General features: G+C 69.6%; 18 protein-coding genes. 6 read left to right on the top strand and 12 right to left on the bottom strand.

What is annotated here, in order from left to right:
• Positions 1 to 20: 20 nt before the first annotated feature.
• A complete protein-coding gene (locus tag WMF39_RS04175; protein WP_437744255.1) occupies positions 21 to 320 on the bottom strand; it encodes a hypothetical protein in 300 nt (99 codons plus the stop codon).
• A gap of 343 nt (positions 321 to 663) precedes the next feature.
• On the opposite strand from WMF39_RS04175, the gene WMF39_RS04170 reads away from it, so the two are divergent.
• Together WMF39_RS04170 and WMF39_RS04165 are read left to right on the top strand one after the other, a co-directional pair.
• Positions 664 to 1107, top strand: a complete 444-nt coding sequence (locus WMF39_RS04170) for a helix-turn-helix transcriptional regulator (protein ID WP_437744254.1) — start codon at positions 664 to 666, stop codon at positions 1105 to 1107.
• A gap of 53 nt (positions 1108 to 1160) precedes the next feature.
• Entirely contained in the window at positions 1161 to 1547 is a 387-nt protein-coding gene (locus WMF39_RS04165; RefSeq protein WP_437744253.1) for a VOC family protein, read from the top strand.
• Positions 1548 to 1685: 138 nt separating this feature from the next.
• Here WMF39_RS04165 and WMF39_RS04160 read toward each other — a convergent pair whose 3' ends face one another.
• Both WMF39_RS04160 and WMF39_RS04155 read right to left on the bottom strand, forming a co-directional pair.
• Positions 1686 to 2465 (bottom strand): SDR family oxidoreductase, encoded by a 780-nt coding sequence (locus tag WMF39_RS04160; RefSeq protein ID WP_437744252.1) that lies wholly within the window; start codon positions 2463 to 2465, stop codon positions 1686 to 1688.
• A gap of 86 nt (positions 2466 to 2551) precedes the next feature.
• Positions 2552 to 2953 (bottom strand): (R)-mandelonitrile lyase, encoded by a 402-nt coding sequence (locus WMF39_RS04155; RefSeq protein WP_437744251.1) that lies wholly within the window; start codon positions 2951 to 2953, stop codon positions 2552 to 2554.
• A gap of 198 nt (positions 2954 to 3151) precedes the next feature.
• Between WMF39_RS04155 and WMF39_RS04150 the strand changes: the two genes are divergently transcribed.
• Positions 3152 to 3292: a hypothetical protein gene (locus tag WMF39_RS04150; RefSeq protein ID WP_437744250.1), complete on the top strand. Its 141-nt coding sequence runs from the start codon at positions 3152 to 3154 to the stop codon at positions 3290 to 3292.
• Positions 3293 to 3384: 92 nt separating this feature from the next.
• Here WMF39_RS04150 and WMF39_RS04145 read toward each other — a convergent pair whose 3' ends face one another.
• From WMF39_RS04145 to WMF39_RS04135, 3 genes are all read right to left on the bottom strand, one after another.
• Complete coding sequence (locus WMF39_RS04145; RefSeq protein WP_437744249.1) at positions 3385 to 4512, bottom strand: hypothetical protein; 1128 nt, start codon at positions 4510 to 4512, stop codon at positions 3385 to 3387.
• An 89-nt stretch (positions 4513 to 4601) separates the two neighbouring features.
• Positions 4602 to 5441 (bottom strand): hypothetical protein, encoded by an 840-nt coding sequence (locus WMF39_RS04140; RefSeq protein ID WP_437744248.1) that lies wholly within the window; start codon positions 5439 to 5441, stop codon positions 4602 to 4604.
• Positions 5438 to 6370 (bottom strand): ABC transporter ATP-binding protein, encoded by a 933-nt coding sequence (locus WMF39_RS04135; RefSeq protein ID WP_437744247.1) that lies wholly within the window; start codon positions 6368 to 6370, stop codon positions 5438 to 5440. Before WMF39_RS04135 ends, WMF39_RS04140 begins: the two co-directional genes overlap by 4 nt.
• A gap of 649 nt (positions 6371 to 7019) precedes the next feature.
• Between WMF39_RS04135 and WMF39_RS04130 the strand changes: the two genes are divergently transcribed.
• On the top strand, positions 7020 to 7613 hold the full coding sequence (locus tag WMF39_RS04130) for a hypothetical protein (protein WP_272093450.1): 594 nt from the start codon (positions 7020 to 7022) through the stop codon (positions 7611 to 7613).
• 57 nt (positions 7614 to 7670) lie between these two features.
• Here the strand turns inward: WMF39_RS04130 and WMF39_RS04125 are convergent, their stop codons facing one another.
• The 3 genes from WMF39_RS04125 to WMF39_RS04115 form a co-directional block, all read right to left on the bottom strand.
• Entirely contained in the window at positions 7671 to 9029 is a 1359-nt protein-coding gene (locus tag WMF39_RS04125; RefSeq protein ID WP_437744246.1) for an FAD-binding oxidoreductase, read from the bottom strand.
• Positions 9026 to 9733, bottom strand: coding sequence for a FadR/GntR family transcriptional regulator (locus WMF39_RS04120; RefSeq protein WP_437744245.1), 708 nt, complete (start codon positions 9731 to 9733; stop codon positions 9026 to 9028). The genes WMF39_RS04125 and WMF39_RS04120 overlap by 4 nt, the downstream gene beginning before the upstream one ends.
• Before the next feature lie 678 nt (positions 9734 to 10411).
• Positions 10412 to 11794, bottom strand: coding sequence for an RICIN domain-containing protein (locus WMF39_RS04115; RefSeq protein WP_437744244.1), 1383 nt, complete (start codon positions 11792 to 11794; stop codon positions 10412 to 10414).
• An 886-nt stretch (positions 11795 to 12680) separates the two neighbouring features.
• Here WMF39_RS04115 and WMF39_RS04110 point away from each other — a divergent pair.
• Together WMF39_RS04110 and WMF39_RS04105 are read left to right on the top strand one after the other, a co-directional pair.
• Positions 12681 to 13889 (top strand): hypothetical protein, encoded by a 1209-nt coding sequence (locus tag WMF39_RS04110; protein ID WP_437744243.1) that lies wholly within the window; start codon positions 12681 to 12683, stop codon positions 13887 to 13889.
• 525 nt (positions 13890 to 14414) lie between these two features.
• The gene (locus WMF39_RS04105) at positions 14415 to 15959 is read left to right on the top strand and encodes a M20/M25/M40 family metallo-hydrolase (RefSeq protein WP_437744242.1); all 1545 of its coding nucleotides are present in this window, start codon (positions 14415 to 14417) and stop codon (positions 15957 to 15959) included.
• 57 nt (positions 15960 to 16016) lie between these two features.
• On the opposite strand, the gene WMF39_RS04100 is transcribed toward WMF39_RS04105, so the two are convergent.
• The 3 genes from WMF39_RS04100 to WMF39_RS04090 all read right to left on the bottom strand — a co-directional run bounded on the left by WMF39_RS04100 (position 16017) and on the right by WMF39_RS04090 (position 19891).
• On the bottom strand, positions 16017 to 16571 hold the full coding sequence (locus WMF39_RS04100) for a DUF1003 domain-containing protein (protein ID WP_437744241.1): 555 nt from the start codon (positions 16569 to 16571) through the stop codon (positions 16017 to 16019).
• 173 nt (positions 16572 to 16744) lie between these two features.
• A complete protein-coding gene (locus WMF39_RS04095) occupies positions 16745 to 18436 on the bottom strand; it encodes a hypothetical protein (protein ID WP_437744240.1) in 1692 nt (563 codons plus the stop codon).
• A gap of 132 nt (positions 18437 to 18568) precedes the next feature.
• Positions 18569 to 19891, bottom strand: a complete 1323-nt coding sequence (locus WMF39_RS04090) for a hypothetical protein (protein ID WP_437744239.1) — start codon at positions 19889 to 19891, stop codon at positions 18569 to 18571.
• Between the last annotated feature and the right edge of the window lie 88 nt (positions 19892 to 19979).

Genomic DNA, 19979 nt, shown 5'->3' with positions numbered 1-19979 from the left:
CCTCCGAGCTCCTGATAGCGCTACTCGTCGAACGCCGCGCCCGCGATGACGTCGCAGAAGTGGATGGGTCGAAACCCGTCGAGCCTGCGCTCGCCGACGTCGGCCACGACCGGCGAGGTGGCCGCGGCTGCCTCGTTCCGGCGGAGCAGCCCGCAGAACGCGGAGGTCATCGCCTCCTTGAAGCCGAGCCGCGGGTAGCGCCCGAGCGCCTCCTCGACGAGCCGATCGGGCAGGAGCGTCCGGGGCGCGTAGCCGACGTCGACGGCCGCGCCCATCTGGCAAAGGGCGATCTCGGGGCGCTTTCGCTGGGGTATCACCACGGTGGTGTGCAGGGCGATCGCGTCCCAGACGATCTCCTGCTCGCGCGCGCCGACCCCGCGCGCGGCCAGGAAAGCTTTGGCCGCGTCGGCCCCCTCGACCTCGAAGCCCGCGCCGCCGGCGCCTCGCCACAGTCGGTACTGGACGGCGTGTGTGTCCGAAAGGACAATGGAACCGCAATTTCGGCCACGGCTGCTCCACTCGATCCGTGGCGAGCGCGGTCCGGTTGCAGCCCGATACTCCGCCGGCAGGAAAGCGAGACCACCCCGCAGGCCGTAGCTCGCGCGCCCCTCCGGTGGGGTCGCTTGAGGCAGCCGCCGCCACGCTCTATCCTGGTCGCCGGCGATGCTGCTCGGACACGACGCGCTCAGGAACCTCTGCCGGGCGCGGGACCTGCTCTCCGAGGTGCGCGAGTCGAGGTTGTCGATCGAGGACGTGGCGCGGGAGGTGGCGATCTCACCCTACCACTTCATCCGGCAGTTCGAGGCGGTGTTCGGCGTGACCCCGCATCAGTACCGCATCCGGCGGCGCCTTGATCTGGCCAAGCAGCTCCTGGCGGCTGGACATCACTCGGTGACCGACGTGTGCATGGAGGTCGGGTTCTCCAGCCTCGGCAGCTTCAGCGCGCTGTTCGCTCAGCGGATCGGCGTGCCGCCGTCGGCGTACCGGCGCCGCGTGCGCGCGATGGTCCAGGTGCCGGGGAGGCTCCCGTGGGAGCTCGCCCCCGGCTGTCTCACCCTGATGGGCCGGCTGCCGCCAGGCGCGTTTCGCAGTTTTCGAGAAGCGTGAGCCGGGCGGCCCTGGCAGAGTCGGCCCGAACCACCAGCTCAGCGAGGCGATCGATGAGGATCAAGCTCAACAGCATCATGGTCGAGGACCAGACGCGCGCGCTCAAGTTCTACACGGAGGTGCTCGGCTTCAAGAAGAAGAGCGATTTCCCGGTCGGAGAGTACCGGTGGATCACCGTGGTCTCGCCGGAGGGCCCCGACGACCTGGAGCTCGTGCTGGAGCCGAACGCCAACCCGGCGGCGAAGACGTTCCAGCAGGCGATGTTCGCGCAGGGCATCCCGCTCACCGCGTTCGAGGTGGCGGACCTCAAGGCCGAGTTCGCTCGCCTCAAGGAGCACCAGGTCGCGTTCACCCAGGAGCCCACGCCGATGGGCCCGGTCATGATCGCGGTGTTCTCGGACACCTGCGGGAACCTGATCCAGCTTTATCAGCCGCTCTGATACCACATCGCCCAGGCCATTCCCGGCCCTGATAGGGTAACTCCCAAGGCCGAATTTGCGGTGCCGAACCGGTGCGATCCGTCGGATCCCCCTGGGTTTGAGGGCCTTCGCCCGGTTGATCTCATGATCGACTCGCGCTCAGGTTATCGTCTGGCCGCCATCGACGACCAGCGCGTGCCCGATCATGAAGGCCGCCGCGTCCGAGCACATCCAGACGACCGTCGCGGCGATCTCCTCGGGCCGGCCCATCCTTCCAACGGGCTCCTCTGCGATCACCGTCGCCCGCCCCTCGGGGGTGTCGCCCGTGTAGCGAGCCATCATCGGGGTATCGATGTATCCGGGGCAGACGGCGTTGACGCGAACGTTCCGCGCTGCGTAGTCGAGGGCCGCCGCTCGGGTGAGGCCGATCACGCCGTGTTTCGCGGCGGTGTACGCGGGGCTGCCTTTGATGCCGATGACGCCGGCACCCGAGGAGGTATTCACGATCGCGCCGCCTCCCTGCTCGAGCATCAGCGGGATCTCGTACTTCATGCAGAGGAAGACGCCGCGGAGGTCGATGTTGATGATCCGATCCCACTCCTCCTGTTCCATCTCCGCGGTCGGGACCAGAGCCTTCGGCTCGACACCCGCGTTGTTGAAGGCGAAGTCCAGCCGCCCGAACGCTTCGACGGTCTTGTCCAGAGCCGCCTTCACGTCCTCGGCTCGCGTCACGTCGCACTCGACGGCGAGCGCGCGCCCGCCTCGCTCCTCGATCATGCGAGCCGTTCCCTGGTTGCCCCGCTCCGACACGTCGGCGATCACCACGCTGGCCCCCTCGCGGGCGAACGCCAGCGCCGCTGCGCGACCGATGCCGCTCGCGCCCCCGGTCACGAACGCGACCTTTCCGTCGAAACTCCTCTTCTCGTTCGTCGTAGGCATGACTGCTCCTCGTTTTTTCTTCGGTCTCAGGTGAACGCTCGTGGATCGTGGAGGCGCGACCCGTGAAGAACGGCTGTTTTCATGGCTCATATCCTCCCGTGGTACTGATCGTCGGTGACCTTCTCCATCCGCTCGACGTTCTTGCCGTCGAGGGACTCCTGGATCGCGATGTGGGTCATCGCGGTGCTCGGCCCGGCGCCGTGCCAGTGCTTCTCATCGGCGCCAATTGTCACGACATCGCCCGGTGGGATCTCCTCGATTGTTTCGCCCCACCGCTGATGCAGCCCGCACCCAGCCGTGACGATGAGGGTCTGCCCGAGCGGATGCGTGTGCCAGTCGCTTCGCGCACACGGCTCGAACGTCACGTAAGCGCCGCCGGCGCGCGCGGGCGGGCTCGGCTGGAACAGCGGGTCGACGCGGACCGTGCCGGTGAAGTGTTCGGCTGGCGCTCTCTGGGAGGGCTGCGAGCCGTTCTGTCTGGTTTCCATGATCCTGCCTCCGGTTGGTGGTCCGCTCGACCTCCGCGGACCTGGCCGCGACCTGCCCGGGTGGGGCACGAAGCGAACCAACGGCCATAAAATGGCTCCAGCAGGGCGATCGGGGGTGCTCTCACGGAGGCGTCCGCCCGACCGGGCGAGCCTGTCGGCCGGGTGCGGCTCTCGGTCCCCCAAGCCGCCTTGCCATTCGTGATCGAGCCCGTCCTTGAGCGCTTCGCGCCGACCGTGCCGGGCTACTTCATCTACTTCCCGAACCGGGCGCAACGGTCCGAGCCCCTTCGTCTCTTCGTGGAGGCAGCCAAGGAGCTAACGGTGCGCGGTGTCCTGTGAACGCGGCAGTTGTCGGTGCATCGTAGTAGCCCGGTGGCAGCCCGAGACCGGCCGTGACGGGTGCAATCGGGCTGCCTGAGGCATTGCGCGCGTCACCGCGGCGGCGCTGGCTCGGGCTCGGCCTCGACGTCCCGGTCCGGCTCGGGCCGGTCTCGACGACACGGGCCGAGGTTCTTCAGCAGCTCGACGGGCAGCGCCACGTCGACCGAGAAGCGCTGCTCCTCCGGCTTGCTCGCCCAGGGAGGGCGCCGCGCCTGCGTCTCCACCCGCGCGTGGTCGAGCAGCTCGGCGAGCTCGTCATTGTCTTCGCGCTTCGCGTTGAGCCGCCCCATGGAGAGCGCGGCGCCGAACAGCTTCGACAGGTCCTGCATCTCCTGGCCAGCGGGGCCGGCGACCTCGGCGACGACGGCGACATCCTCCGAGGCGTCGACGTGGATCTCCACCCGCTGGACGGTCTCTCGGATCCGCTCGGCGAGCTGGTCCTGGTCCGACGGCAGCATCTTCGAGAGATCGTCGGGCGAGAGCACTCCATAGACGTCGCTGTAGGCCTGGTATTCCTGAAGGATGGATCCCTGCGCGGGATCGGTCGATTCGAGCCGATCGATCGCGTCCTCGACGAGATCGGGCTCGGCACGCGGGTTCAAGATCAGGACGTCAGGCCCCCACGTCGCGACGCCCCTGCCCGTGTCCTTTTCCTCGTAGAGGACACCTCTCTCCCCGTACGTCCGCGTGGACCATCGCTCACGCTCGAACCTCGCGCCCTCGAACGATCCCTGGAGCACCATGAGCCCCGTGCTCGACGCGGCGATGCGCTCCACGTCCTCCAGCACGTCGATCCCGTATCGGTCCTTCAAGCGCGCGAAGCCGGCGCGCTCGTCGCCGCGCGACAGCATGCAATCGAGCCAGATCTGCATGATCGGCGACTCTTTGAGCGCCTCGATCTCGAACACCATGGCCGAGCGCATCGGATCGGCGGGCAGGGCGGCGAGCACTGGATCGCGCTTCCATTGCGGCGCTTCGACGCCGGGCGGCGGGGCGGACAGCGGCGGCAGCGTGCGGCGACGGCTGGCGCGCTCCACCTCGGCCGGCTTCGGATAGCGCGGAAACTCGATCTTCCTGGGCCGGACCGTGGGCTTCTCCTTGTCACCTCGCGACATCAGCCACGCGGCGAGCGCGAGCAGGACCATCGCCGCCGCGAGCCACACGCCCCGCTTCTTCATCGGTCTCATCGGGTCGTCACCCCCGCCCAGGCGCCGCGGAGCTGCCGATGTCGATCGCTCACCGCCTCGTCCAGCATCGCCGCTCCACCCTAGAAATCCTTCTCTTCGAACACGTGGATGCCCACCGCGAGCGCGGCCAGGCCGAAGAGGAGCAGCCCCGCCACCTGGCTGGCGAGCACATCCCCCTTGATCGCCGTCGCCACCGCGAACTCCGCCGACGCGTCGGCGAGCGCCGACACCCGCGGCAGCACGAGCGTCGCCGCGCGGAAGGCCCCGCGGGCGAGGCCAGGCTCGAAGAACGAGTCGAGCTGCTCGCGGTACCCCGCGACGATGCCGAGGATGAACAGCGCGATCCCCACCGCCGCGGACAGCGCGGCGCTCCGCACCATCACCGCGGTCGTGAGCATCGCCCCGTAGATGCCGGCGAACGTCACGCTCGCGAGGAGCGCGGCCACGATCGGGCTCGCCATCCACACGCCCGCCCTCAGCCCGAAGATGACCGTGATCCCGAGGGCGCCGTACAGCGTGCTGACGAGCGAGAGCGCGAGCACGCCGAGGAACGTGCCGAGCAGGAGCTCGAACCGCCGCACGGGCAGCGAGAGCAGGTGCTCGATGCGCCCCGGCGCCAGCAGGCTCGGGCCGAAATCGGCGCAGGAGACGATCCCGAACGCGAGCCCCCCGTAAAACAGGACGTACGCCAGCGCGCGGCCGACGTAGCGGAGCGCGACGTCGACCGAGCGGATGTCGCCGCGGCCGACCTCCTTGCCGAAGAGCCGCGTCGCCGCGAGCGCGCCGTCCACCACCTCGAGCTGCAGCGCGCCCCCGATCACCACGAGCGCCATCGTGACGCCGATCCCGAGGGCGAGGAACCACCGCCGCGACGAGGCCTCGCGCAGGAGGTCGCCGGCGACGCTCAGCGCCGCCCTCACGCCACACCTCCGCGGGCGCCGCCCGCGCCCAGCGCCTCCGCGAGCACGTCCTCCAGATCGCGCAGGTCCCGCGACAGCTCGACGAGCAAGGCGCCGGCGCGCCGCGCCTCGTCGAGCGCCTCGTTGAGCGCCGCGGGGCTCTCGGCCTCCAGGCGCCACCCGCCCTCCCCGTCGATCGGGCGGAACCCGAGCGCGGCGAGCCTCGCCGCATCGGCGCCGTCCGCGAACCGCACGCGGTACGCCGTCTCGCTGCCGCACAGCTCGACGAGCGCGCCCTCGCGCACGAGCCGCCCGCCCGCGAGGATGCCGATGCGGTCGCAGATGCGCTCGGTCTCCGACAGGAGGTGCGAGTTCAGGAACAAGGTCGCCCCCCGCGCGCGCTCTTCGCCCAGGATCCTGCGGATCTCGGCGCGGCCGAGCGGATCGACGCCGTCGGTGGGCTCGTCGAGCACGAGCAGCTCCGGCTGCCCGAGCAAGGCCGCGGCGAGCCCGAGGCGCTGCCGCATCCCCTTCGAGAACCCGCCGATCTTGCGGTCCGAGTCGACCCCGAGCCCTACCCTCTCGACCAGCGCGCGCAGCGCGCCCTCGCCCGGCGAGAGGCCCTTCATGCGGGCCACGCTCGCGAGGAACTGCCGCGGCGTGAACGCGCTGGGCAAGAAGAGCCGCTCCGGCAGGTACCCGATCCTGGCGCGCACGCCCGGGTCCTCCGGCTCGCCGCCGAGCACGCGCACGGCGCCGCTCGTGGGGCGCACCACGCCGAGCAGCGTCTTGATGAACGTCGTCTTGCCCGCGCCGTTGAGGCCGATGAGCCCGAACGCGGCGCCGCGCTGGATGGCGATGTCGAGGCCCGCGAGCGCCGTCTGTCCGCCGCTCCGGCGGAAGAAGCCGCGGTAGACCTTCCTCACGGAGGACGCTTCGATGGCCAGCACGGCGGCGTAGTCTGGCCGGCCGACCGCCGCACGCAAGCGGAATGCCCGAGGCGAGGGAGAGCGGGGCAGGAATCCTCCCGTCGCGACGGCGCGACAAGGCGCGCGCCGAGTCGACCTCGAAACACAGGTTCAGAGCAAAACACATCGTGAGGGAGCGGGAAGTCCAGACGCTCCGGAGGCGTTCCGGCCCCATCCTCCGCCCGCGGGCAGCGTCAAGCGCCAAGGAGCACGTGGTTATGACAGACCATGTCCGACCGGGTCCACGCCTCGATCACACCCCGTCCTCTCCAGTTCTCCACAGGGGTTCTCCACAGGACATCCCCTGGAGAACAGCTGGATTCTGTCGATTACCTTTGCCGCGCGCGCCTCCTCTCGTCATGGCCACTCGCGCGGCCCGGAGCAGCCCCGCGCCGCCTGGTGAGCCGCGCCCGGTCACCCGCATAAACATTCGTAATTACAACACTTTTTCGACCAGCGGCGCATCCGTCCGCCCTCGACAGGTTGGGACAATGTCCGTCCGACCGATCCCTTTCCCGACGGGTCGAAGATGACTATCCATGGTAGACACCAAGGACGCGGCGCGACGGCGTGTCTCTCGTACGACGCGTGTCGATGGCGCGCCGGAATGCTTCGTTTTGCAGGAGACTTCATGGAAAAGATCTCGCTGACGTACTTTGTCGACTTCGTTCTCAAGGCCGGGACGCCCAAGCTGACCGGCGTCAGGGAGTTCAAGGAACGGAAGGACGAGCTCTACACGGACTTTTACAGGCAGGTGCGAGAGGCGATCGTCGACATGCACAGGAGCGGAAAGCCCACCAGCGTGCTCGACGGCTTCCTCGCCGCGCAGCACGACGAGCGGCGCCGCCGCATCTACCCGTCGGTGGTGAATGGATATCGCAAGTTCCTCGCCTCGACGAAGATGACGTGGTTCGAGCCGCCGGCGTCGACGTACCGCCTGGGCGATCTCGAGATCAACGTGAATCCGGAGCTCGGGCTCGTCATCGATGGGACGCCCCACGTCATCAAGATGTATTTCCGCGGCGAGCCGCTGTCGTCCAAGCGCGTCTCGGTCGTGCTGAACCTGCTCATGAACGGGCTCGCCGAGAGCACGCCGGGCGGCGCCTTCGCGGTGCTCGACGTGCGGAACGCCAAGATTCACACCTTCAAGGTGCCGAACCCGCGTCTCAGCCTGCTGCTCCGCGGCGAGGCGGCCTCCTTCGCCACGATCTACACCGGGCTCTGATCGCGGCGGCGCCGCGCGGCGCGAGGCGGCGCCGCGCAGCGCGGACATCACGCCACGTCAGCCGTCGATCACCTTTCCGGGGTTGAGGATGCCGCCGGGGTCGAAGGCGTGTTTGATGCGGCGGTGCAGCGCGAGCGACGCCGCGCCGAGCTGGCGGGTGAGGAGACCGCGCTTGAGCGTGCCGACGCCGTGCTCGCCGGTGATCGTGCCGCCGAGCTCGAGCGCCTGCGCCATCACCTCGTTGAAGGCCGCGACCGCGCGCGCCTCGGCCGCGGCGTCGCTTCCATCGAACACGACCAGAGGGTGAAGGTTGCCGTCGCCCGCGTGCGCCACCGTGGCGATGGTGGTCTGCGTCGCGGCGGCGATCGCCTCGATTCGACGGAACATCTCCGGCAGCTGCGGCAGCGGCACGGCGACGTCGTCGACGAGCACCGTGCCGAGCTCCGCGAGCGCCGTGAGCGCGAGGCGGCGCGCGGTGAGCATCATCTGCCCCTCGCTCTCGTCCTCGGTGGTGGCGATCACCGTCCCGCCGGCGGCCTCGCAGGCCGCCTGCATGCAGGAGAGCTCGGCGGACCCGGGCGCGTCGCTCTGCGCGATCAGCATCGCGGCAGCCTCGGTGTCGAGGCCGAGCGGGCGGAAGCGCTCGACGGCGCGGACGGCCGTGCGGTCCATGATCTCGAGCATCGACGCATCGACCGAGCGGACGATCGCCGCGACCGCCCGGCCCGAGGCCTCGAGCGAGGTGAACGTCGCGACGAGCGTTGTCGCCGGCGGGGGCCGCCGCCGCAGACGCAGCGTGATCTCGGTGATCAACGCGAGGGTGCCCTCGGAGCCGACAAGGAGCCGCGTCAGATCGTAGCCTGCGACGTCCTTGCGGCTCCGGCCGCCCGTGCGGAGCACCGTCCCGTCGGCGAGGACCGCCTCGAGGCCGAGCACGTAATCGGACGTGACACCGTATTTCACGCAGCACAGGCCGCCGGCGTTGGTGGCGACGTTGCCGCCGAGGGTCGAGACGGCGTAGCTCGACGGGTCGGGCGGATACCACAGCCCCCGTTCGTGCGCGGCGGCCTTGAGCTCGCCGTTGAGCGCCCCCGGCTGGACGACGGCGAGCATCGCCGCCTCATCGATCGCGAGGATCCGGTTCATGCGCTCGAAGCTCAGCACCACGCAGCCGTCGCTGGCGGTCGCCCCGCCGGCCACCCCGGTCCCGGCGCCGCGCGGCACCAGCGCGGTGCGGTGCCGGGTCGCCCACTGCGCCAGCGCCTGCACCTGGGAGGTCGAGGCAGGCCGCGCCACCGCGACGGGCCAGCCGCCAGGCGCCCAGAGGGCCTGATCGCGGCGATAGCCCTCCAGGATGTCCCGATCCGTCACCAGGCCGTCGCCCAGGACAAGTGCAAGTTCGTCGAGCGGGGTCATGTGCCGTAGAACTCCGAGAGGTGCGCCCTGAGGAGCGTCGCCGCCGACCTCGCGTTACCGCGCTCGATCGCGCGCAGGAGCGCCCGGTGCTCCTCGACCACCCGCGGGCGGATCGCCGCGAACGAGCGCGGCCTCAGCGCCTCTTCGAGGTGGAGCCGGACGCTGTCCTTGACCGCGACCATCACGAGGGCGAGCGCCTGGTTGCCAGAGGCCGCGACCAGCGCGACGTGGAATGCGATATCGACGTCGTGGAACTCGGCGGGGGAGATCTGCTCCCGCTCCATCGCCTCGAGCGCGGCGCGCGCCTCGTCGAGGTGAGCGGTGACAGGCGCGGCCGCCGAGCGGGTCATCGCGGCGGTCTCGATCGCGACGCGCAGCTCGATGAGGTCCGGGAGCGACACATTCCGGAGCTGGACCACGTGGGTGAGCGCCTCGCAGAAGCGGTCGACCGCCGCGTCAGGGCTCGCGGCCTGCATCGGCGAGGTCCGGCCGCGCGACGCGAGCAGCCCCTGCGCCTGGAGGTGGCGGAGCGCCTCGCGGATCGTCGCGCGGCTGACCCCGAACTGCTGAGCGAGCTCGCGCTCGGGCGGCAGGCGCTCACCTGACGAGAGCGAGCGATTGAGGATCGCGTCGCGGATCTGGTCGGCGACATCGACGTAGATCGCCGAACGGGACACCGTCCGGAAGCGTGGGGAACTGGTCATGTTGTCAGTTGGTCAGACCAACGTACCGGCGGCAATCCTCGCCGTCAAGACAGAATCGGGAATCCATGCCGGTCAGGTGGGGGGCTCCGGAGGGGTTATTGCCCTCGCCTCGGGCCAGGGAAGGAAGAAGCCCAAGGACTTCCCTGGTGCGGAGGAGCGATCGGGCATTCAGCTCGGGGCTCGGACACCCTCGCGGTCGGCTTGGCCCAACGCGGGCCCAACCGGCCCCCTTCGGGGGCCTCAGCGTCCGACGAGGTGGGGGCGGAGAGGTCGCCTCGCGCCGGCGCCTGGACGGTCTGTGCGGGCGCGATGGCGGCTTCGGCGCTCGCCGCTCGCGTCGCCGGTCCAGCGGGCGCGGGAGGGCCTTCCGCGGGCCTTCCGCGCGTCCCTTGCCGGCCAGTTCGGGGATCGCTTCATCCAAGGGGGCGAAGTCGCCCAGCCGCAGCTCGGCGACCTTGCGCGCGGCGCGCCTGTAATGATGGATCTGGCCGCTCGACTTGTGCCCGGTCCGATCGGAGATCCACGTCTCCGTGCGGCATGGGCCCGCTCGGCCCAATGAAAGCACGCTCCTTCGGTGGACCGCCTGCTTCGACAGCTCATGGGCGGGGCGGGGCAACGCGGCGGCTCGGGCGGGCGCGTCTGCCGCCGCCCGCGCCGCCGCGTCGGCGGGGCGCGAGGTCAGAACTGCGTGAAGAAGCTCCAGATGGCCGAGCTCGCGAAGCTCGGCGTCTGGTGGTCACCGGCAAACTCGCAGCGGTGCACCGGGTATCCCTCCCGGCACCCTTGATAGGCGACGCACGAGTTGGCGCCTACGGGGCTCGTCTCGGTGCTGCAGCCGTTCTTGCGCACGAAGACGTCGAGCGCCGCCCTTCCGGCCGAGATGGGGACGACGCTGTCGGACAGGCCGTGCGACATCCAGACGGCGACGGGCTGGGTGTTGGATTGGTTGCAGCCGCTGTAGAGGGCGCCGGACATCGGCGCGATGGCTCGGAAGACGTCGGGCATATCACAGCCGAGCGCGTTCGACATCATCCCCCCGAAGCTCCACCCGGTCGAGAAGACGCGGCTCGTGTCGACGCACAGGTTGGCTTTGAGGGAGTCGACCATGGCGCGGGCGAAGGCGATGTCGCGCCCGCCCGAGTTGGCCCAGCCGTTGTCGATGCCGTTCGGCGAGACGAAGATGGCGCTGTTGTTCGCCAGCGCCTTGAGCCCATAGTACCCGTTGTTCACGACGTCGTTGGCCGATCCGCCACGCCAGTGCCAGCCGAACACCAGCCGATACGCCCTGTTCGGGTCGTAGTTCGCCGGAATGTCGAGCACGTACTGGCGCGTGGTGCCGTTGACGTTGATGGTGCGGTTACCGCTGGTGAGGGAGGTGGGAATGCCGCAGCCGGCGCTGCGCGTGCCGGCGGAGCCGCCGCCGCCGGAGCCGCCGGAGCCGCCAGTGCCGCCGGTGCCGCCGGTGCCGCCAGAGCCACCTGTGCCGCCGGTTCCCGAGCCCACGGGCGTGAGTCGGAATTGCTGATTGGTGCCGCCGTTCGACGCCCATTGAATCACGGCGGTGCCGTCCGCGGTGCCGCGGCCGTAGACGTCCAGAGACTTGCCGCTGTGGCGCGCGGTGAGGCGCACGACGCCGCTGGCGACGTCCGTGAACGACCATTGCTGGTTTGTCCCGGTCCAGCAGGAGTATTGCTGGACGGCGGCGCCGTCGCTGGTGGACGCGCCCGCGACGTCCATGCAACGGTTGCTGTTGACGTTGCGAATGCGATAGTAGCCGCCGCCCGCCGATTCCATGCGGAACTGTTGCCGCGTCGAGCCGTTGCAGCTGGCGATCTGCATGGCCGCTGCATCAGCGGTGCTGCCCCCAGCCACCTGCACGCATTTTCCACTCTGGACGCCGACGATCGTGTAGACCGCGCTCGTATCGATCGTGATGGCGCCCTCGAGCGAGCCTGCCTCCTCGATCTCGGCGTCGTACGCCCCCTCGGGGCCGATGACGCACGACACGGCGAGGACGCCCGTCGCCGCCGCAAGCAAGCTCTGCTTGGTTCCGAATTTCATCTTGTCCTCCTCGTCATATTAAGTAAGTAAAACTGGAATCTTCTCACTGCTCAGCGCTGCCCTTGCGTAGGTCGGGGTCGCTCGCCGCGCGCTCAAGGCATCGAGCAGCTGCGTTTGCCGTACAACACAACCAGAATGTTCATGGTGCATCCCCCCGGAGAGCCTGCTGCTGGGCGGGATACGTCGGGTCGCTTCCGGGGTTCCCGCCGCTGCCGGCTACACCGGAGTCCCACCGCCGCTAAGATCGTTGCTGCAGCCACGGTCGCCACTGGCCAGGACCGCGATCCCAGCCGCGAGCAACATGACCGATCGCTACTTCATGACCGTCTCCTGGATGCGCATGACGGCCGATCCGGAGCGAAGAAAAAGCATGACGACCGGCCGATAGTGTGAGCGTTCACATGTCCGGTGTCAACTTCGATCGACCAGCCTGCCGCCCGGCCAGCGAGGTGCGCGCTGCTGTGAACATTCATAATTTCACCCAGCCAGCGCGCTCGCGTGCTGAGCCGCGGCACGCCATCCAGCTCGCCCCTGCTTCCGGGCTCAGCGTGGGCCCGGGCCACTCGGCACGACCCCCGCGCGACGAGGGACGACCTCGGGCGCCACAGCGCTACGGCTCTCCGCCGCCGGCGCTCTCCTGGCGCTGCCGGACCGCCCGCGCCCGCCGCTCGCGGTTCCTCGCCACGCGCGCCGCCCGGCTCGCCAGGGGCTCCAGCGGTAAGAACATCCCTGATGCGAAGGAGTGGAGGAGTGCCCCACACGTGACCACCACGAGATTGATGAGCCGCGGCGCCCCGGAGGGCGCACTGCTGTCCAGGAAGTCGAGAGGATGCCACGACCGAGCCGGCGCTGGCCGGCGAGGCACAGGATGGCAACGGAGGAACCGATGATCCGTAGGACTCGTACCGCGCTCGTGTCTCTCACGCTGGCGCTCCTGCCCGCCTGCGGCGAGGCCACGGCGACGGCCAGCGCGGAGATGGCCCTGAGCGAAGAGCTCGGCGCCGCGGCGCTGGTCGAGGAGCACGACGAGGGGAATGTCGCCTGGCGCATCGACGGCGACGGCCAGGTGAAGGCCGCGATCACCGCCAGCTCCGGTGTGCGCATCAAGGAGGACGTCGGCGGCACGCTCGTCTGGAAGCTGCCGTCCGGAGAGGCGCGGACGATCCCGCTCGCGATCGACGCGAGGACAGGGCTCCTTGTCGCGGCGGGGCCGAAGCTCGAGGCGGACCTGACGGAGATCAGCTACACGCTCACGATCTCGGGCAAGCCGTGGAGCGGCGTGCTGCACGTGCCCGCGGGCGGCACGGCGGAGCTCGTGGCGAGCGCCAGGGTGAGCGCGGAGAGCAAGGTGTCCGAGGTCACGGTGGGCCCCCACGGCGGCTCCGTCCAGGTGGTCGGCGACGACCGGCTCGAGATGGTCGCCAACGAGGCCACGGGAGAGGTGCGCGTCTATGTGCTCGATGCCCACCTCAAGCCGGTCGCCGTCGAGGGGCGAACGCTCAAGCTGGGTCTCGTGGCCGAGCGGCCCGAGGTGCTCGTCCTCGCGCCGGCTTCTGCCGGATTCTACTTCGTGGGCAAGCTCGCGGCGGTGGTGAACCCGCTCCGACTGACGGTCGCGCTCGGATTCCACGGCACGACGCGCGTGGCGCTCTGGGGCTACCGGCCGGGCGTGCGCGTGATCGCGACGGCCGCGCGGGCGCCGCGGGTCAACATCCTCGTGAAGAGCTTCGTCGATGGGCCCGACGTCGACGTGCACGCGGGCGCGCGCGCCGACGTGGACGTGAAGGTTCACGATCATGATCGCGGCGGGGACAAGGTCAAGGTCATGATCCACGACAAGGACCATGGCGGCGGCGACAAGGTCAAGGTCATGATCCATGACAAGGACCATGGCGGCGGCGGCACCAAGGTCATGATCCATGACAAGGGCCATGGCGGCGGCGGCACCAAGGTCATGATCCATGACAAGGACCATGGCGGCGGCGGCACCAAGGTCATGGTCCACAACAAGGACCATGGCGGCGGCGGCAAGGCGAACGCGCATGGGAGCGGCGGCGGCGCGGCGAAGGCAGGCAGCGCCAAGGGCAAGCGCTGAGCTGCGCCGAGCCCGCAGGTTCCGCAACTGGAGCTTGACGTCTCCGAGACATCTGGACTTCCTTTCGCCGGTGCGGCCCGAGGCCACGACAACGCGGGCTCCACCATCGTCGCCCGTTCGGGGCACCCGGCCCCTGCCCCCTCCTCCCCGTCAGCACGCTCCGATCACCAGGCGCCGTAAGAGCGCCCCAGTCGCTCGCGCCGCGTGCAGGACGAAGCGGAATGTCCTGAGCTTCGAGCCTCGAACCAAGGCACAACACGAGTTCTTGACGAGCAGGGAACCGACGGTAGAGTACGCCGACTGGCAAGCGTTCTTCCATCGCTCCTCGCGCGCGCCGGCCGTAACAGACCCCGTCGCAGCCGCACCGACGCACACGCTTTCCAGCGCTGGTGCTTCCGCATGCTGACACGGAGTTGAGCTCGCCTCGTCCGGGCGTTCCTCTGTTGCATTCATGCATGCACATGGCGATGCCCTGCCCGCCGGGCTCGCGACGGGTGACCCCATCGAAGCGAGAGGTTGACGGCGATGCAAACGAGAGTGCTCTGGGGCTCTGGCCTGGCTCTATTGATCGGGTGTGCCATCAGTGTGCCGCTCAGCGCGGTCCTCGCCGACGAGCGCGCGAACACCGTAGGGTTCCGCAGGGCGGTGACCCTGGCGGGGATTCGCGAGCACCAGCTCGCGCTGCAGTGGATCGCCGACGCCAACGGAGGCAAGCGGATCGCCGGCACGCCCGGCTACGAAGCGTCGGCGGACTACGTCGCTTCCAGAGCGGCAGCGGCGGGATACGACGTGAGCGATGACCACTTCGAATTCGAGCTCTCGACCGACCGAACACCGCCGGAGTTCCATGTCGTATCGCCCAGCGCGGTGACCTTCGAGGCTGGTCTTGACTATGCGACGATGAGATATTCCGGCTCGGGTGACGTGACCGCGCCGCTCTACGCGGTCGCGCTGGAAGTGCCGTCTCGACCCGACCCCGGTCCACCCAGCGGCTGCCGGCCAGAAGACTTCGCGGGGTTCCCGGCAGGAGCGATCGCGCTCATTCAACGTGGCGGTCCTGGCTGCTTGTTCAGGCAGAAGTACCAGAACGCGCTGGCTGCGGGCGCTGCGGGCGTGATCATCTTCAACACGGGGACTCCCAACCGGATTCACCTGAGCATCGGCTCGCTCGGCGCTCCCCAGGGCCCGGTGCCCGCGATCATCACCAGCTTTCCCGTGGGGGACACCCTGAGGAACGGTGTCTTGAACGGCCCAACCGGTCTGACGGTGCGCCTCAAGGCCGACGTGTTCGCGGAGCGCCGGCAGACGCGCAACGTCATCGCGGAGACGCTGGACGGGGATCCGGATCATGTGATCGTGGTCGGCGCGCACCTCGACAGCGTCGAGAACGGTCCTGGGATGAACGACAACGGCAGCGGCTCCGCTGCCATCCTGGAGATCGCCGAGACGTTCGCCGCTCAGCGACGCGAGCCCAGGAACAAGCTGCGCTTCATCTGGTTCAGCGCCGAGGAGCAAGGGACCATCCACCTCGGCGCGGACCACTACGTGGCAGGGCTTTCACAGCAGGAGAAGGATCAGATCGAGCTGATGCTGAACTTCGACATGCTCGGCTCGCCGAACTTCGTCCGGTTCGTGCACGACGGTGCCGGCGCTCCGAGCGGCTCGCGCGCCATCGCGAAGGTATTCACCGACTATTTCGAGTCCCAGGGGCTCGCGAGCGCGCCGGCACTGCTCGACGGTCGCTCTGACTACGCCCCGTTCCAGGCCAATAACATGCCGGTCGGCGGAGTGCACAGCGGCTTTGGCGGCTTGAAGACGGCAGACCAGGCTATCCGCTTCGGCGGCGTGGCCGGGCAGCAGTACGACGACTGCTACCATTTGAAGTGCGATGACTTCGCCAACAACAGCGCGACCGGGCTCGACCAGCTATCGGATGCGGCGGCGCACGCCATCCTCCTCTTCTCGAAGCGCAACTTCCGGAAAGACCCCCTCGTGGACCCGCCGGCGGGGTCCACCCAGCAAGCAGGCGGCGCCGCGCCGATCCTCGGGGGCGACTCCGACCTCGAGTAGCGGCGGGGCCCCGTCGCGCGCACCGGGCTCATCCAGGCCTCGCGCGCTCACGCGGCCTCACGTGCCGGACCTGTCGCGCGCCGCCCGCTCGATCTCCTCGATGACCTCTTCGGGCCGGACATCCCTCTTCAATTCGTCCAGGGTTGCGTCCTGTCCGCTGGTGACACCGAGATGACGAGCGATGTCGTCCACGAGGCCGATCAAGCGCGTGACCTCGTGCTCGGCGAGGAGGTTGATGTGGAGATCCAGATCTGCCCGTTTGTCCGCGAGCGCCTGCATCCGGTTCTGGCTGATGAGCACGAAGGTCGACAGGAAGATCGCCTCGACCGATGCGATCATCGCCAGCATCACGAAAGGGAATGGGTCGAAGGGCTGGATCCCGGGGACGACGCCCAAGTTCAACAGGATCCAGCCCCCGAACAGGAGAGCATGGATATAGACGAAAGTCATGCTCCCCGCGAAGCGGGTGATCGCGTCCGCCACCGTCTCTTGATGGGTCTTCCCACGTTCCATCTTCTCTTGTACGGCGATCAGGGTCTCTATGTTGCGCCGGACCAGGTTGTTCAGCTCGCTCGTGTTCGCGTGATGTTGATTCCGCTCCATCGGGGCCATGCGGGATGCAAGTTTCGCCCCCACCGGACGACCCGCGCCCTTCCCGGCGTGGACCGTACCCGCAGGAGATGACTGGCCGCTGCGCCAGCCCGCCGGGCGTCGGGAGGGTGTGGCCCCAACCCGGGCCCAACCGCCGGCGCCCGGGCCTGGTGCGCGCCAGCGAGCTCCCGCCCTCAGGGCGTGAACATGCCCGTGTACGTCTGTGACTGGGCCAGCGTCGCTCCTCGGTACTTGAAAGGCGCCTGTCGCGTATGCGTGCCCAGGTACGCGGTGATCTGCACGCTGTAGTACCGCCCGCTCTCGAGCACGCCCTCCGGCACCTTGACCGTGGTCGCCGTGGTGTCGACGCTGAGCACGCTGGTGCGCTGGCTCAGCACCGCACCCTCCGCGTCCTTCACGTCATCGTAAAGGAAGACGACGACGCGATAGCCGTCCGGCTCGCCCAGGTCGGGCGGCTCGAAGGTGATGGTCGGTGTCGCGCCGGCGCCCTCGGTCACCGTGTCCACTGGCAGGCTCACGCCGTCGATCCGCGGGTCCCGCGGCAAGCCGAGCAGCGGCTCCACCGCCGCGCCGTTCGCGTCCTCGGCGCTCCTGACGACCGAGACGAAGCCGCGCAGGCTCTCCTGGACCTCATCGACGGGATGCATCACCCGCGTGCGGAACGTCACCCTCACGTCGAGCAGCTCCATGCCTCTCTCGGCGTACGGGTTGCCGTACTGGTACGTCGCCGCGTGGTCGCCGGGGTGGAACGTCGTCAAGGCAGCGTTGCACCCATCCGGGCAGAGCTCAGCGTCGCACGTGTCGTCCGTCGAGAAGCAGGTCGGGTCGACCGGCTCCTGGCCGCTCGTGACCTGCGCCTGGAGCAACGTGGGTGTGCTTCCATAGAGGGGCACGCCGGTGCCGGGCTCCTGGTACATCGCCATCGAGGTGACCGTGCTCGAGAGGACGGCCGGCGCATTCGCCGTCACCTGCGCGATGAACCGCGAACTCCGGAGGTCGGCCGCGAAGCTCGACAGCTCGAGCGGCGCGAACGAGCCGCCGAAGGCGATCGCCTCCCCGTCTTGCATGTTCACCTCCCGCGTCGAGAACGACGCTTCCGCCGCCTCGTAGGTGAACGAGGACCAGGGATCGTGCGGGTCCGCCTGCTCCGGCGGCGAGCCGACCTGGTGCTCGACGAGCTGGGTGACGTGCAGCACATCGCCCCGGGAAGCATCGACCAGCGGCCGCCCGCCGTCGTGCGACGCCGGGAAGACCTTCGCCCGCCAGTTGAACGCCCAGCCCGAGCAGGCCGTGTCCCCGTCGGCGGGCGCGCCTTTCGTCCCCTCCTCCGGGACGAGCGAGGCGATCGCGTCGACATTGAAGCTGTAGAGCTCGAGCCTGTCCTGGAGCGGCTGCACCACCGCGCCCTCCGCGTCGAAGCTGAGCTGGTGCCAGGGCTTGAGCCCATCCGCCGTGAGCGCAGCCTCGGTGTCCTGCGTCGCGTTGCTGTTGTCGGGCCGCCCGGAGAACGCGCGACCGAAATCGACGGTACGCGCCGTCGCCTGCAGCATCACGCGGCTTCTCGGCGCGTTCGTCGCGCGCTCGTCCGGCGCGGTGGTCGTCACGATCCAGTACTCGCCCTCGGGCACCGCCGGGATCTCCCAGCGCGAGCCGTCGGCCGACAGCGCGCCAGGGAAGGTCCGCACCGCGCCGTCCGCGGCGATCACCTGGGCCTCGACGGACTCGTACTCCGACATGTCCCGGCTCACGGCGATCTCGCCGCCCTCGGTGACGTACCGATCGGTCAGGCCGAGGACCACGCCCTCGAACGGCTCTCCGTCATCTCCACATCCCGGCACGGCCGCGAGGATCGTTATCACCAGCACTGAAGAGAGATGAGTCCACGTGCGCATCGTCCCAGTAGACGAAAGCGTGTGGAAGCAGCGCAAGCGGAAAATTCCGTCCGGTGCGTTTCTCTCTGAGGCGCGCTCGCCGTCAGGTGCGCTCGCCGCGGCCGCTCACGCGGCGACGAGCATCCGTTCCCCGTCGCGCCGCGCCGCCGCCCACGTCTCGTCCCAGGCGGCGTCGGCCTCCGCGCGCGGGAGCCGGCCGAAGGCCTGCACCTCCTTCCGCTCGCCCTCGACCTCGGCGTCGTCCGCCGGCGGCGCCGGCGCTGGCCCCGTCATCGCGTCGCCGACCGCCTCGCGCACCTCGCGCCCGCCCTCGGCCAGGCAGTAGGCGAGCACGCGCCACCCGAGCTCGGCGTGCAGCGCCTCGTCGCGCGCGATCTCGCCGAGCGCCGCGCGCACGCCCTCGTCCCTCGCCCCCGCGAGCGACCGGCGCGCCCGGGCCGCCGCAGCGCCCTCGCCGAGACAGCCGTCGTGCCACGCCTCGATCGCCATCCGCACGAGCGCCGCCTGCCGGTCCGCGTCGCGCGCCGCCGGAGGCGGGAGAAGCGCGGGCCTCAGGCGCCACCCCGCGAGCGCGCTCGCGATCTCGCTGCACCGCGCCGTGTGGCGCACCTCGTCGCCGAGCCCGGCGAGCGCCCGCGCCACGAGCGACGCGGGCGCGCCCACCGTCGCGAGGTCCCGCGCGAGGGCGAGGAACGCCGGGATCGAGCCGCACTCGGCCCGCGCGCTGTCCAGCCACGCCCCCGCGAGCGCCGCCCGCGTCGCGCGATCGAGCCGCGCCGGGCGCGACGCAGCGGGGCCCAGCCCGAGCACCGGCGGGAGCACGACGCCATCGGCCGTGCGCAGCGGCCGGCCGTCGATGGCATGGGACCGCTCTCCGAAAGGCCGATTGGCGCGGACACCCATGCCAAACATCCCCTCGGGGACGAACAGCTCGCCCGACACCGGAATGACCGCGCGCGCCGAAAAATCGACGACCACCGGCTCGAACAGGCTGGCCATCGCGCCGACGTGGAGGCCGTGCTGCGCCGGGAACTCGTCGCTGATGCGGGTGCGGTACGTCCAGCCGAGCTCACCGTCGATGCTGCAGGCGACGACCTGGTCGGAGTTGCCCGAGGTATCGCCGCCGCCGTGGCTGCCGATCGCGAAGCGGCCGGCAGAGAAGTCGAGCCATGTCGCCTGCGCGAACGGACCGAATCCCATGTGCCCCGAGTCGAACGCTCCGGCGAAGCTGCCCTCCATGAGGAACGTCGCGCGGAGGTCGGCGCCAAGACCGAAGGCGAGCTTCTGGCCGAAGGAGACCGACACGGAGACACCGACCGACATGGCAACAGCATCGTCCTCGGCGCGCGCCTGGCCGGGCAGCGAGACGAGGGCGGCGACACCGAGGGCAGCGAGCGTGGGCGGGAGCGCGCGGGAACAAGAGGACATGAAACCTCCGTAAGCCAAAAGGGGGACCAGGGATCGAACTCGGCTCCAAATTTACCAGAGGGCGCGAACCGGCACGACCGCGGTGGAT

Source organism: Sorangium sp. So ce1504 (assembly GCF_051521635.1).
Lineage (GTDB): Bacteria > Myxococcota_A > Polyangia > Polyangiales > Polyangiaceae > Sorangium > Sorangium cellulosum_B.
This window is presented reverse-complemented; position numbering and strand designations above follow the sequence as displayed.